This window comes from Micromonospora sp. DT62 (assembly GCF_049847285.1).
GTDB lineage: Bacteria > Actinomycetota > Actinomycetes > Mycobacteriales > Micromonosporaceae > Micromonospora > Micromonospora reichwaldensis.
In genome coordinates this window covers 50,535-63,906 of record NZ_JBNCOB010000029.1, presented here as the reverse complement: position 1 = coordinate 63,906, position 13,372 = coordinate 50,535, and the positions used below count along the sequence as shown (strand labels likewise).

Here is a 13,372-nt window from a genome sequence, read left to right as displayed (position 1 = left end):
GAGGGCAGCGTGAGGGGACCCGTCGTGGTGGTCGGTGACACCCTGCTGGACCGGGACGTCGAGGGGGTGGTGAACCGGCTCTGCCCGGACTCGCCCGTGCCGGTGCTGGACGAGACCGCGCACGTCGACCGGCCCGGCGGCGCCGGGCTGGCCGCCGTCTTCGCCGCCGCGCAGGGCGCCGACGTGGTGCTGGTGACCGCGCTGGCGGACGACGCGGGGGGTGCCCGGCTCGCCTCGTTGCTCACCGACGCCGGCGTGCAGGTGTATCCCCTCGGGCTGCACGGCGGCACGCCGGAGAAGGTCCGGCTGCGCGCCCGGGGCCGGGTGCTGCTGCGCCACGACCGGGGCGGCGCGGCCGGTACGCCCGGCGAGCCGTCCGAGGCGGCGCTGCGGGTGATCGCCCGGGCCTCCGCCGTGCTGGTCAGCGACTACGGCCGGGGCGTCGCCCGGCAGCCCGCGCTGCGGGCGGCGCTGGCCGCCACCCGGGCGCCGGTGGTCTGGGACCCGCATCCGCGGGGACCGGCGGCGGTTCCGGGGGTGCACCTGGTGACCCCCAACGAGTCCGAGGTGCGGGAGCTGATCACGGTCGCGCCGGGAGCGACCCGGCTGGCGACGGCGGCGCGGGGCGCCCAGGGGCTGCGCCAGCGCTGGCGCGCCGGCGCGGTCGCGGTGACCCTGGGCGGGGACGGGGCGCTGCTCTGCCACGCCGGCGCGACGCCGATGGTGGTGCCCGCCCCGGCCGTCGCCGAGGGGGACACCTGCGGGGCCGGTGACCGGTTCGCGGCCACCGCCAGCCTCGCCCTGGCGCGGGGGGCGCTGGTCTCCGAGGCGGTGCAGGAGGCGGTCGCCGAGGCGTCGGCGTACGTGGCCGGCGGGGGAGTGGCGACGGCGCTGCCGCGGGCGGTGCGTCCGCTGCCGCCGGCGGTCTGCGGCCCCGGCGGCGAGCGCGTCGGCGTGGCCGCGGCGGCCGGCGTGGTGTCGGCGGTACGCGCGTCCGGCGGGACGGTGGTGGCCACCGGCGGCTGCTTCGACCTGCTGCACGCCGGGCACGTGGCGACGTTGCAGGCCGCCCGGCAGCTCGGCGACTGCCTGGTGGTCTGCCTCAACTCCGACGCGAGCGTGTCGGGGCTGAAGGGCCCGGACCGGCCGGTGATCCCGCAGGGCGACCGGGCCCGGCTGCTCGCGGCGCTGAGCTGCGTCGACGCGGTCATGATCTTCGACGAGGCCACCCCGCACGCGGCGCTGTCGTGGCTGCGGCCGGACGTCTGGGTGAAGGGGGGCGACTACGCCGGTGACGGCGGCGAGCCGGCCCTGCCCGAGGCGGAGGTCCTGCGCCGCTGGGGCGGCAACGCCGTGGTGGTGCCGTACCTGGACGGCCGCTCCACGACCGGGCTGATCGCCGCCGCCCGCTCCACCGGCACCGTCGGGCCGCTCGTCGGGCCGCCGCTCACCGACACCGTGCCGTTGGCCGGTCCCGCTCCCGGTGGCGCGTCGGCGAGGCCTGGCGGCGAGCCCGAACGGGCGCGGGCCGGCCTCGCGGGACCGACGACGGCGGAGGGCACCCGATGAGCGCCGGGTCGCCCGGCGCGGGGCGCACCGTGCTCGTCACGGGCGGATCGAGCGGCCTGGGCGCCGCCGTGGTCGCGGCCGTGGCCCGGGCCGGCGGCCGTCCGCTGGTGCTGGACCGGCAGGCGCCCGCCGACGGGGTGCCGTGGGTGGAGTGCGACCTGGCCGACACCCGCGCCGCGGAGGCCGCCACCCGGCAGCTCGCCGAGCGCTCAGGCGGGCTGGACGCGGTGGTCACCGCGGCGGGGATGGACGTGCCCGGGAAGCTGGCGGACACCCCCGGCGAGACCTGGGAGCGGATCGTGGCCGTGGACCTGCTCGCCACGGCGGCCGTCGTACGGGCCGCCCTGCCCTTCCTGGAGACCTCCCGGGGGAGCATCGTCACCGTCGCCTCCACGCTCGGGGTGAAGGCCGTGGCCGACGCGACCGCGTACTGCGCCGCGAAGTTCGGGGTCGTCGGCTTCACCCGGGCCCTCGCCGCCGAACTCGCCGGCAGGGTCGGCGTCACGCTGCTCATCCCCGGCGGCATGCGCACGGCGTTCTTCGACGAGCGCGACGTCGCGTACAAGCCCGGTCCCGACGCCGTCCTGAACGACCCCGCCGACACCGCCGCCGCCGTCATGTTCGCGCTGTCCCAACCCGCCGGCTGCGCCGTCCGCGAGATGGTCGTCTGCGCCGACCAGGAGACCTCCTACCCGTGATCCTCGCCCTGCGCGCCCTCGGCGTCGGCGACCTCGCCACCGCCGTCCCGGCCCTGCGCGCCCTGCGTGCCGCCCACCCCGGCCGGGACCTCGTCCTCGCGGCACCCGGCTGGCTGGCGCCGCTGGTCGACCTGGTCGGCGGCGTCGACCGGCTGGTGCCCACGGACGGGCTCGGTCGCCCCGACCCGGCCCTGCGGACGCCGCGCGTCGCCGTGAACCTGCACGGCCGGGGGCCCGAGTCGCACCGGATGCTCGCCGGTACCCGTCCCGGTCGGCTGCTCGCCTACGCCAGCCCCGAGGCCGGCCACCACGACGGCCCCGGATGGCGCGACGACGAACACGAGGTCGACCGCTGGTGCCGGCTCCTCGACTGGTACGGCATCCCCGCCGACCGCACCGACCTGGACCTGCGGCGCCCGGCCCCCGGCGGCGCCCCGACCGGCGTGACCGTGCTGCACCCGGGCTCCAAGATCCCGGCGAAGCGCTGGCCGCCCGGACGCTTCGCCGCGCTGGCCCGGCAACTGGCCGCCCGGGGGCACCGGGTGGTGCTCACCGGCAGCCCCGACGAGCGGGCCACCGCGCAGCGGATCGCGGACGCCGCGGGGCTGCCCGCCGACGCGGTGCTGGCCGGCCGGACGGACCTGGGCCGGCTGGCCGCGCTGGTGGCGTACGCCCGATTGGTGGTCAGCGGGGACACGGGTGTGGCGCACCTGGCGACCGGCTACCGCACCCCGTCGGTGGTGCTCTTCGGCCCGGTCTCCCCGGCGCAGTGGGGACCGCCGCCGGACCGGCCCCGGCACCGGGTGCTGTGGGCGGGTGGACAGGGACCGCCCAGGTGGGACGGGGTGGGAAGCCATCCGACGCTGGCGGCCATCGGGGTCGACGAGGTGGTGGCCACCGTGGACGAGGTGGAACGGGCGGTGCGGGTCTGTCGTGCGGTTGCGGCGTAGTGATCCGGGCAGGCCGGGGTACGGGCGGCGCCGGCGCGGCCGGGGCTGGCTCTTCCTGGACCCGTCCGGGCAGCCGGTGCGCGACCCCGACCGGTTGGGCCGGCTGCGTGAGCTGGTGATCCCGCCCGCCTGGCGCGACGTGTGGATCTGTCCGTACCCGAACGGGCACATCCAGGCCACCGGCATCGACGCGGCCGGGCGCAAGCAGTACCTCTACCACCCGACGTGGCGCCAGAGGCGCGACGAGGCGAAGTTCGACCACGTGCTGAAGGTGGCCCGCCGGCTGCCGGTGCTGCGCGAGCGGGTCGGGCGGGACCTGTCCGGCCGGGGACTGCACCGCGACCGGGTGCTGGCGACGGTGACCCGGCTGCTGGACATGGGCACGTTCCGGGTCGGCAGCGACCAGTACGCGGCCGGCGACGACCCGACGTTCGGGGTGTCGACCCTGCGCCCCGAGCACGCCCGGTCCCGGGGCGGCTGCGTGGTGTTCGAGTTCCGCGCCAAGGGCGGCATCGAGCAGGTGCGTCGCATCGAGGACCCGGAGCTGTGCCGGGTGCTGGTCAACCTGCGCCGCCAGCGCCGGTCGGCGGACCGGCTGTTCGGCTACCGGGACGGCGGGGACTGGCGCGACGTGCGCAGCGACGAGGTCAACGAGTACCTGCGGGACGCCAGCGGCGGGGAGATGACGGCGAAGGACTTCCGCACCTGGCACGCCACGGTGCGGGCGGCGACCGAACTGGCGACGGTGGGCCCGCCGCGCTCGGCGACCGCCGGCAGACGGGCGGTCGCGGCGGTGATGCGTGACGTCGCCGAGCTGCTCGGCAACACCGCCACCGTGGCCCGCACGTCCTACGTCGACCCGCGCGTGGTCGACCTCTTCCACGACGGCGTGGTGGCCCCGGTCGACCCCGCGACGCCCCGCGAGAAGGCCGAGCGGATCGTGCTCGAACTGCTGGAGGACGCCTGAGGCGGCCCCGGCGCCGGTCCTGAGTGGGGGCGCCGGGGCCGGGCCGGGTCACCGGGCGACCGCCCGCCTCCCCCGTGGCGGCGGGCGGCTCGCCAGGGCCCCCGTCGGCGGTCCGATCCCACCGTCGCCGTGGCAGGGAGGGGTCGGACACCTCGCCGTCAGTCTGCCCCGACCGGGTTGACCGTGGACGCCGCCGGGTTGACTCTCCGTGCCGCGCTCACTCCGCCTGGCCGGCCCGCCAGGCCTGCGGCCCGACGCCGTGCGCCTTGCGGAAGATCCGGCTGAAGTGGGCCTTGTCAGGGAAGCCCCAGCGGGCCCCGATCGTCTGGATCGGCTGGCCGCGCAGGCCCGGGTCGGCGAGGTCGTGCCGGCACCGCGCCAGCCGCAGTTCGCGGATGTACGACGCGACCGTCGACTCCTCGGCCTCGAAGAGCCGGTGCAGGGTACGCAGTGAGACGTGGTGCGCGTCCGCCACCACCTGCGGGCTCAGCGTCGCGTCCCCGAGGTGCCGCTGGATGTACGCCCGTATCTGGGTGACGAGGGCGCGCCTGCGGACCTCGGTCGGCACCGCGTCCTCGGCCACCAGGTGCCGACCGAGCATGGTGGACGCCAGGTCGAGCCCGACGGCGCCGAGGCGGGCGGCGTCGGCGGCGTGGTACTGCTCGGGATGGTGGGCGATCTGGAGGAGGAACTGGGCCAGCAGCGCGCCGATCCCCTCGGTGCCCGACATCCGGCCGCCGAGCAGCGGCGCCAGCCGGTCCGGCGACAGCGGCAGCGCGGCGTGCGGGATGATCGCCACGACGGACCGGGCCGGATCGCGGCCGTCGTCGTTGCCGAGGTGCCGCACCCCGTGCGGCCGCGACCCGTCGTAGAAGATGAACTCATCCGGCCCCAGCACGCTGCTCCGGCCGGCCTGGCTGGCCGCGCCGTCCCCGTCGACGGTGAGCGCCAGCGTGTAGATCTCCGGGGCCGACTCGCGCCCCTGCCTCGGCGTCCGGACGCCCTCCAGCGACGGGTACCGGTAGTTGACCACCTGGATCGGGCCGAGTTCGACGATCTCCGCCCGGGCGGTGAAGTCGTGCGCGTGCTCCGTGCGGATCCGCAGCGGCGAGGCCGTACGCGCCACGACGTCGAGCCACATGTCGAAGCGTTCGGCCGCCGGCACCTGCTCGGTGTCGACGGTGGTCCGCCGAAGCATCCGCTCCCCCGTCCTCGCGCCGGTCCGGTGTCCATTGTCCATCGTGGGCGCCCGCCCCGCCCAGCGCGTTTCCCGGCCCCGGCTTCCGCCCGCCCCGGGCCCCGGTCGACGGGGCCGGGTCAGGCCGTGGGCGTCCGGCTCTGGATCAGCACCTCGACGCCGTCGAGGATCCGGTCGAGGCCGAACTGCCACTCCGTGTCGAACACCTCGTCCTGCTGTCCCTCTGCGTCCTCCGCCAGCAGCTCCCGGATCGCCGGGTAGGCGCCGTGCCGGGTCAGCAGGGCGAGCTGGTGCCAGTACCGCATCCCGGCGTCGTCGGGGTCGAGCTGTTCGCGCGCCGCGGCCTCGTCGAGGTCGGCGGTGAGCGTGGCCCAGTTCCGGGCGTACCCGCTGACCAGCATGATCGTCGAGAGCCGCTCGATGCCGTGCAGGCCGGTGCCGTGCAGGGCGGCCAGCCCCTGCTCCATCCAGCGCACCTGGTTGGGGCCCAACGGCGGGCCGCTGATCGGGACCTGCCGGATCCACGGGTGGCGGTGGATCGCCGTCATGTTGGCCAGCGCCCAGCGGGCGAGCGCCGGCCGCCAACCCTCGCCCGGGGCGCGTGGCGCGGGCGGGTCCCCGTACGCGGTGTCGGCCATGAGCTCCAGCAGGTCGTTCTTGGCGGAGACGTAGCGGTAGAGCGACATGGTCGCCACGCCCAGCTCGCCGGCGACCCGGCTCATCGACACGGCCGGCAGTCCGTCGGCCTCGGCCACCCGGATACCGGCGGCCACCACCTGCCGCATCGTGAGGCTGCGCCGGGGTCCCTTGCCGGGTCGTTCCCGCAGGCCCCAGGCGAGCTCGATGCTCTCCGGCAGCTCGACGTCGGCGTCGCTCATCCTCACCTCCCGGTACGGCTGTTGACCGCCATCCTAGCTTCTGCGTATGGTGCACGCAGAACAGCGTATGACGTACGCAGAACGCGGAGAGTGAGGGGCGATGGGAGTGACAGACGCGGCGGTGGAGACCGTCGACCTACGCAGGTCCTACGGCGGGGTGGCGGTGCTCGACGGCCTGACCATGCGGGTCGCCCGGGGCAGCGTGTACGCCCTGCTGGGCCCGAACGGGGCGGGCAAGACCACGACCGTCCGGATCCTGGCCACGCTCACCACGCCCGACGGGGGCGTGGCCCGCGTGGCCGGCCACGACGTGGTCCGCGACCGGAGCCGGGTCCGGCGGGCGATCAGCCTCGCCGGCCAACACGCGGCGCTCGACGACCAGCAGACGGGCGCGGAGAACCTGCACATGATGGCCCGGCTGACCGGGCTGGCCCCGGCCGCCGCCCGGCGGCGCGCCACGGACCTGCTGGAGCGCTTCGACCTGGTCGCCGCCGGCAGGCGGCGGGTGGTGACCTACTCCGGCGGGATGCGCCGCCGGCTCGACCTCGCGGCCAGCCTGGTCGGCCAGCCGTCCGTGATCTTCCTCGACGAGCCGACCACCGGCCTCGACCCGCGCAGCCGGCAGGGGCTGTGGGAGGTGGTCGCCGAGTTGGCCGGCACCGGGGTGACGGTGCTGCTCACCACGCAGTACCTGGAGGAGGCCGACCGGCTCGCCGACCGGATCGCGGTGCTGCACGGGGGCCGGCTGGCCGCCGAGGGCAGCGCGGACGACCTCAAGCGCCGGTTCGGCGCCCACCGGCTGGAGCTGACGCTGCGTGACGCGCGGCGCTTCGCCGAGGCGGCGCACCGCCTCGGCGCGCGCGTCACGCACCGCGACCCGGCCCGGCTGGTGCTGGCGGTCGCCACCGACGGCGGCGCGCCGGAGATCCGCCACCTGCTCGACGAGGTCGATCCCGACCGGCAGGGGCTCGCCCGGTTCACCGTCCGCGAGGCGACCCTGGACGACGTCTTCCTCACCCTCACCGGCGACCCGGTGACGGCCCGGCGGGAGGCGGCCGGTGTCTGAGCTGACCCTGCGACCGACCCGGGCCGGCGAGGCCCTCGTCATGATGGCGCGCTGCGTACGGCTGTCCCGGCGCAACGTCGACGCGCTGCTGACCTCGCTGCTGCTGCCGGTGCTGCTGATGTTGCTCTTCGTCTACCTGTTCGGGGGCGCGATCGACACCGGCACCCGCTACGTCACCTACGTCGTGCCCGGCGTCCTGCTGCTCTGCGCCAGCTTCGGCGCGGCGACCACCGCCGTCAGCGTGACCACCGACCTGACCAACGGGGTCATCGAGCGGTTCCGCACGATGGACGTCAGCGCCACCGCGATCCTCGGTGGGCACGTCGCCGCCAGCATCGCCCGCAACGCCGTCTCCACCGTGCTGGTGCTGGCCCTCGCCGTCGCCATCGGCTTCCGGCCGGCCGTGGACCCGCTGCGTTGGCTGGCCGCGTTCGGGGTGCTGCTGCTCTTCCTGCTCGCCATGTCGTGGCTGTCGGCCGCGTTCGGCCTGCTGGCCCGCACCCCGGAGGCCGCCAGCGGCTTCACCTTCCTGGCGATGTTCCTGCCGTACCCGAGCAGCGCCTTCGTGCCGGTGGAGACGATGCCGGGCTGGATCCGCGGCTTCGCCGACCACCAGCCCGTCACGCCCGTCATCGAGACGCTGCGCGCCCTGCTGCTGGGCACCCCGACGGGCACCGCCCCCGCCCTGGCGGTGGCCTGGTGCCTCGGCGTCCTGGCCGTCTCGGTGCCCCTGACCGCCGTGCTGTTCCGCCGCCGCGTGGCCTGACCGCCACCCCCTGGGGGGCACGCGACGGCGGCACCGGACCCCGTCCGGTGCCGCCGTCGTCGTCACGTCAGTCGTTGAGCACCTGGGAGAGCCGATCGCGGAAGCGCCGCTCCGAGTCGCTGACCACGTCCCCGCCGAGGCCCAGGATGCCGCCGCTGGACGCCGCGCCCACCACCTGCTCGGCGATCCCCACCAGCCAGTGCTTGTAGGCGCCGGCCTCGCCCTCGTCCGTCCGGGCGGCCAGCAGCACCGCCGCCTCCCTGGCCCGGCCCAGCACGTCCTCCAGGTAGGCGCGCGGGTCGGACGGCGCGATGACCGGCATCTCCTCGCCGGCCTCCGGGTCGCCCACCCGGGTGACGATCTCGCCGGCCACGGCCGCGACCAGCGGGCTGGCCGACTCCCGGCCGGCGGCGATGGTCTCCAGCCCGGCGGCGTTCTCGGCCATGGTGCGCCGGGTGCCGTCGGACTCGGCGGCGCTCGCCGCGGTCAGCACCGACTGCGGCAGGCCGACCAACAGCCCCCACTCCTCGTCGGAGAAACCGAATCCGGTGTACGCCGGCTGCTCGATCACGGCAAAGCCCCTTTCCGCACTGATGTCGCTCGTCGTCCACGGCCCCGGCCAGCGGTGCCCGGCTCAGGCTAGTCGAGGGTCAGCAGGCCCTGTTCGGACACCACGCTGACGGACAGCGTCTTGTACCCCACCTCGTCGAAGAGAACCGTCATCCGGTCCTCCTCGTAGCTCAGCACCAGGCCGTGCCCCCACTCCGGATGCCGGACCTGGCTGTGCACGGGGAAGGGCCCGACCGCGCCGTCGTCGGGGGTGCTGGTGCCGGCGTGGCAGTTGTCGCAGTGCCCGCAGACCTCGGTCATCTGCTCACCGAAGTAGGCCAGCAGCGTCTGCCCCCGGCAGGCGGTGGTCTCGGCGAAGGCCCGCATCATGTCGGTACGCGACCGGGTCACGGTCTGCTGCCGCTCGGCCTCCGCCAGGGCCGCCGCGGCGGCGTCCACGGGCGCGGGGGAATAGCGGGGGACGCCGATGCGCTGCTTCGCCCTCGGCTCGGCCGCGCCGACCTGCTCCAGCAGGGCGAGGTACTGGCCGAGCTTGCGCGGGCCGAGCCCGGTGAGCTCGCGCAGCTCCTTCTTGTTCCGTGCCTTCTTGCGCAGCAGCGCGGACAGGTCGCGCAGCTCGTCGGCGTTCGGCAGGCCGCCGCTGAAGAAGCGTTGCAGCCCGACGTCCTCGCCCTGCCACAACAGCAGCACCCGGGCCGGGGCGCCGTCGCGGCCGGCCCGCCCGATCTCCTGGAAGTAGCTGTCCGGCGAGTCCGGCAGCGCCATGTGGACCACCCAGGCGATGTTCGGCTTGTCGATGCCCATGCCGAAGGCCGAGGTGGCAACCATGATCGGCACCTGGTCGGCGAGGAACGCCTCGTGCAGCTCGGCGCGTGGCCCCGCCGCCATTCCGCCGTGGTAGTACTGGGTCGGGTAACCGGCGTCGGTGAGCCGGGCCGCCAGCTCCTCGGCGGAGCGCCGGGTGGGCACGTAGATGATGCCGGGCCGGGTGTCGTCGCTCAGCAGGGCGAGCAGCCGCCGCCACCGGTAGTCCTCCGTCGGGCAGTGCGCCACCTCGAGGAACAGGTTGGGCCGGTCCAGCCCGGAGACCACCACCTCGGGCTCGGTCAGCCGCAGCCGGGCGATGATGTCGTCGCGTACGGGCGGGGAGGCGGTGGCGGTCAGCGCCACCACCGGCGGCCGGCCGATGCCGTCGATCAGGTGACCCAGCGCCAGGTAGTCCGGGCGGAAGTCGTGCCCCCAGGCGGAGATGCAGTGCGCCTCGTCGATCGCCACCAGCGCCGGCTTCAGCGACTTCACCTCGGCCATCCGGTCCGGGTTGGCGAGCTGCTCCGGGGTGATGAAGAGGAACTCGGCCCGCCCCTCGCGGATCTCGGCGATCGCCTGCGCCTGCTGGGCGGCCGACTCGTTCGAGCTGATCCGCACCGCACGCAGCTCCGGCCGCTGCCGCTCGTTGAGCGCCGCGATCTGGTCCTGCTGGAGGGCGAGCAGCGGGGAGATCACCACGGTCGGGCCGGGGATCAGGCTGGCCGGGATCTGGTAGATCGCCGACTTGCCGGCGCCGGTGGGCAGCACCACCAGGGCGTCACGGCGCTTCATGACCGCCCGCATGGCGGCCAACTGGTGGGGCCGCAGTGCGGTCCAGCCGAAGAGGTTCTTGGCCGCGCGGCGCAGTGTCGTGGAGTGCGTGGACAGTTTCATCGAGGGCCGGAGGTACCCCCGGCGATCAGCGGCGAAACCGGCGCCGACGTGGTCCTCCTCGCGCCGGCCCGCCGCACCCGTCCGGTGCCGCTGCCGGGTCGCCGTTCCCCGGGCGCCCGCGCGTGCCCGGGCGCCCGGGGAACGGTCAGCGTACGCGGGGGAACACCTCGCGCTGGTAGAGGTCGAGCAGGCCCTGCCAGTCCGGGCCGGTGTTGGCCACGTAGACCTCGTCGAAGCCGGCCTTGGCGTACTCGTCGATCTTCGCCAGGTGCGCGTCGGTGTCCCGCCCGCAGACGAAGGCGTCCTTCATCGCCTCCGGCTGGACCAGCTCGCCGGCCTGCTCGAAGTGCCGTGGCGACGGCAGCACCTGGGACAGCTCGCCCGGCACCCCGGCGTTCGGCCAGCGCTCGTACGCGATCCGCACGCCCTCCTCCTCGGTCTGCGCGTACGCCGCCTTGAAACCGGCCTGGCACGGCTTGTCGCCGCCGCCGTTCTCCCGGAACCGCTGGACGAGTTCGGCGTCGGGCGAGGTGTTGACGAAGCCGTCGCCGATGCGGGCGGCGAGGTCGACGGCCTTGGGGCCGAAGCCCGAGACGTAGACCGGCGGGGGAGTGTCCGGCAGCGTGTAGATCCGGGCGTGCTCGACGGTGTAGTGCCTGCCGTGGTGGTTGACGAAGCCGCCCCGCCACAGCTCGCGCATCACCTCGACGGCCTCCTCCAGCATCTCCAGCCGGACGTCGGCCTGCGGCCAGGCGTCGCCGAGGATGTGCTCGTTGAGCGCCTCGCCGCTGCCCACCCCGAGCACGAACCGCCCGGAGTGCATGACCGCGCTGGTGGCCGCCGCCTGCGCCAGGACGGCCGGGTGGATGCGCACCGTCGGGCAGGTCACGGCGGTGGTGACCGGGAGCTGGCAGACCTGGCTGAGCGCGCCGATCACGGACCAGACGAATGGGCTCTGCCCCTGCGCGTCCGTCCACGGGTGGTAGTGGTCGGAGATCCAGAGCGCCTCGAAGCCGGCCCGCTCCGCGCCGCGCGCCTGCTCCAGCAGCTCGGCCGGCGTGTACTCCTCGGTGGACAGAAAGTAGCCGATCCTCATCGTTCCCCCTCGCCGTGTCGTACCGGTCCAACGAGGCAGGCGGTACCCCGACGGCCGCCGTCGAACCGCGGTGCCGGCGCCGGGCGGCGCCTCAGCGCCGGAACATCGCGCGGATCGCGGCAAGCAGCAACAGGCCGCCGACGACCAGGCCGAGCAGGCGTACGCCGGGGATGTCGGCCGAGCTCGTCGCGTCGGCCAGCAGCAGGGGATCCATCCCCGAACTGTCCCCAGCTCCGCGCCCGACGGCAACTGTAAGGTTTATTGACTATTTCCTCGCACGGTGTGACCATGTCAGCACCGCCGCCGGTGGCGGGCCGCCGGGCGCGGAGAAGACGGGGGTACGACGACCGCATGAGCGAGCGACACATCAGCCACCACACCGGCGGGCCGGCGTGAGCGGGCGCGACGGGAGCCTGACGGCCCTGGCCGCCGCCGTCCTCCAGCCGGGATTCGTCGGCACAACGCCGCCACCCTGGATCTGCCGCTGGCTCGGCGAGGGCCTCGGCTCCGTGGTGCTCTTCGCCCGCAATGTGGTCGACCCGGAGCAGGTGGCCGCCCTCACCGCCACCCTGCGCGCCGAGCGCCCCGACGTCGTCGTCGCCATCGACGAGGAGGCCGGCGACGTGACCCGGATCGAGTCCGCCCGCGGCAGCTCCCGGCCCGGCAACTTCGCCCTCGGCGCGGTGGACGACCCGGCGCTGACCGAGGAGGTCGCCCGCGACCTGGGCGCCGACCTCGCCGCGCTGGGGATCACCCTCGACTACGCCCCCGACGCCGACGTCAACTCCAACCCGGCCAACCCGGTCATCGGCGTACGCGCCTTCGGCGCCGAGCCGGCGCTGGTCGCCCGGCACACCGCCGCCTGGGTACGCGGCCTCCAGTCGGGCGGGGTCGCCGCCTGCGCCAAGCACTTCCCGGGGCACGGCGACACCCAGGTCGACTCGCACCACGACCTGCCCCGGATCGGCGCCGACCGGGCCCGCCTCGACGCCGTGGAGCTGGCCCCGTTCCGGGCCGCCGTGGCCGCCGGGGTGCAGGCCGTGATGACCGGCCACCTGCTGGTGCCGGCGCTGGACCCGGAGCTGCCCGCCACCCTCAGCAACCGGATCCTGGGCGGGCTGCTCCGCGACGAGCTGGGCTTCTCCGGCGTCGTGGTCACCGACGCGGTGGAGATGCGGGCGGTCGCCGACCGGTACGGCTTCGCGGCCACGGCCGTGCGCGCCCTCGCCGCCGGCGCCGACGCGATCTGCGTCGGCGGGGAGCGCGCCGACGAGGGGACGGCCCGGCTGCTGCGGGACGCCATCGTCGCCGCGGTCGTCGCCGGCGACCTGCCCGAGGAGCGCCTCGCCGAGGCGGCCAAGCGGGTGGGACAGCTCGCCGCCTGGACGGTGGCCGCCCGGACCGAGCGGCCGTCCCGGTCCCGCCCGAGCGCCGCCGGTTCGACCGTCGGGCTGGCCGCCGCCCGCCGGGCGCTGCGGGTCACCACCGCGCCCGCCGGCGTCGGCGCGCTGCCGCTGACCGGCCCCGTCCACGTGGTCGAGTTCGAGCCGCCGCGCAACATCGCGATCGGTCCGGAGACCCCGTGGGGGCTCGCCGCCCCGCTGGCCGACCTGCTCGCCGGCACCACCACCGTCCGCTACGCCGAGGCCGACGTGCCCGCCGACCCGACCGCCGGGGCGGCCGGCCGGTGCGTGGTGCTGGTGGTGCGCGACCTGCACCGGCACGACTGGATGCGGGCGTCGGTGAGCCGTGCGCTGGCCGCCCGCCCGGACGCGGTCGTGGTCGAGCTGGGCGTGCCCGAGCTGGTCACCGGCGCGGTCCACGTCGCCACCCACGGCGCCACCCGGGCCGCCGCCCACGCCGCCGTCGGGCTGCTGACGGGCCGCTGACCGCTCTCCGCACCCCGGCCGGCC

The 13,372-nt window shown here is 75.6% G+C and carries 13 protein-coding genes; 7 read left to right on the top strand and 6 right to left on the bottom strand.

The features are described from left to right. Window positions 1-9 precede the first annotated feature (9 nt). Genes ACPXCB_RS27575 through ACPXCB_RS27560 form a run of 4 tightly spaced genes read left to right on the top strand, consistent with a single transcriptional unit; the run spans window position 10 to window position 4,184 of the window. Window positions 10-1,569, top strand: a complete 1,560-nt coding sequence (locus tag ACPXCB_RS27575; protein WP_425878701.1) for a PfkB family carbohydrate kinase — start codon at window positions 10-12, stop codon at window positions 1,567-1,569. Then, window positions 1,566-2,267 (top strand): SDR family oxidoreductase, encoded by a 702-nt coding sequence (locus ACPXCB_RS27570; RefSeq protein ID WP_425878699.1) that lies wholly within the window; start codon window positions 1,566-1,568, stop codon window positions 2,265-2,267. Before ACPXCB_RS27575 ends, ACPXCB_RS27570 begins: the two co-directional genes overlap by 4 nt. After that, window positions 2,264-3,217, top strand: coding sequence for a glycosyltransferase family 9 protein (locus ACPXCB_RS27565; protein ID WP_425878697.1), 954 nt, complete (start codon window positions 2,264-2,266; stop codon window positions 3,215-3,217). The genes ACPXCB_RS27570 and ACPXCB_RS27565 overlap by 4 nt, the downstream gene beginning before the upstream one ends. Beyond that, window positions 3,201-4,184 (top strand): DNA topoisomerase IB, encoded by a 984-nt coding sequence (locus ACPXCB_RS27560; protein ID WP_425878696.1) that lies wholly within the window; start codon window positions 3,201-3,203, stop codon window positions 4,182-4,184. The genes ACPXCB_RS27565 and ACPXCB_RS27560 overlap by 17 nt, the downstream gene beginning before the upstream one ends. Before the next feature lie 217 nt (window positions 4,185-4,401). Here ACPXCB_RS27560 and ACPXCB_RS27555 read toward each other — a convergent pair whose 3' ends face one another. Together ACPXCB_RS27555 and ACPXCB_RS27550 are read right to left on the bottom strand one after the other, a co-directional pair. Then, window positions 4,402-5,382, bottom strand: coding sequence for a helix-turn-helix domain-containing protein (locus ACPXCB_RS27555; protein WP_425878695.1), 981 nt, complete (start codon window positions 5,380-5,382; stop codon window positions 4,402-4,404). A 119-nt stretch (window positions 5,383-5,501) separates the two neighbouring features. Further along, window positions 5,502-6,260, bottom strand: a complete 759-nt coding sequence (locus ACPXCB_RS27550) for a TetR/AcrR family transcriptional regulator (RefSeq protein ID WP_425878693.1) — start codon at window positions 6,258-6,260, stop codon at window positions 5,502-5,504. Between the two features lie 100 nt (window positions 6,261-6,360). Here ACPXCB_RS27550 and ACPXCB_RS27545 point away from each other — a divergent pair, with 100 nt between their 5' ends. Beyond that, complete coding sequence (locus tag ACPXCB_RS27545) at window positions 6,361-7,326, top strand: ATP-binding cassette domain-containing protein (protein WP_425878691.1); 966 nt, start codon at window positions 6,361-6,363, stop codon at window positions 7,324-7,326. After that, window positions 7,319-8,092, top strand: a complete 774-nt coding sequence (locus tag ACPXCB_RS27540; RefSeq protein WP_425878689.1) for an ABC transporter permease — start codon at window positions 7,319-7,321, stop codon at window positions 8,090-8,092. Before ACPXCB_RS27545 ends, ACPXCB_RS27540 begins: the two co-directional genes overlap by 8 nt. A 67-nt stretch (window positions 8,093-8,159) precedes the next feature. On the opposite strand, the gene ACPXCB_RS27535 is transcribed toward ACPXCB_RS27540, so the two are convergent. The 4 genes from ACPXCB_RS27535 to ACPXCB_RS27520 all read right to left on the bottom strand — a co-directional run bounded on the left by ACPXCB_RS27535 (window position 8,160) and on the right by ACPXCB_RS27520 (window position 11,673). Beyond that, window positions 8,160-8,663 (bottom strand): hypothetical protein, encoded by a 504-nt coding sequence (locus tag ACPXCB_RS27535; protein WP_425878688.1) that lies wholly within the window; start codon window positions 8,661-8,663, stop codon window positions 8,160-8,162. Window positions 8,664-8,731: 68 nt separating this feature from the next. After that, the gene (locus ACPXCB_RS27530) at window positions 8,732-10,363 is read right to left on the bottom strand and encodes a RecQ family ATP-dependent DNA helicase (RefSeq protein ID WP_425878686.1); all 1,632 of its coding nucleotides are present in this window, start codon (window positions 10,361-10,363) and stop codon (window positions 8,732-8,734) included. 145 nt (window positions 10,364-10,508) lie between these two features. Continuing rightward, on the bottom strand, window positions 10,509-11,459 hold the full coding sequence (locus ACPXCB_RS27525) for a TIGR03557 family F420-dependent LLM class oxidoreductase (protein ID WP_425878685.1): 951 nt from the start codon (window positions 11,457-11,459) through the stop codon (window positions 10,509-10,511). 91 nt (window positions 11,460-11,550) lie between these two features. After that, the gene (locus ACPXCB_RS27520) at window positions 11,551-11,673 is read right to left on the bottom strand and encodes a hypothetical protein (protein ID WP_425857669.1); all 123 of its coding nucleotides are present in this window, start codon (window positions 11,671-11,673) and stop codon (window positions 11,551-11,553) included. A gap of 178 nt (window positions 11,674-11,851) precedes the next feature. On the opposite strand from ACPXCB_RS27520, the gene ACPXCB_RS27515 reads away from it, so the two are divergent. Continuing rightward, complete coding sequence (locus ACPXCB_RS27515) at window positions 11,852-13,348, top strand: glycoside hydrolase family 3 protein (RefSeq protein WP_425878684.1); 1,497 nt, start codon at window positions 11,852-11,854, stop codon at window positions 13,346-13,348. Window positions 13,349-13,372 lie beyond the last annotated feature (24 nt).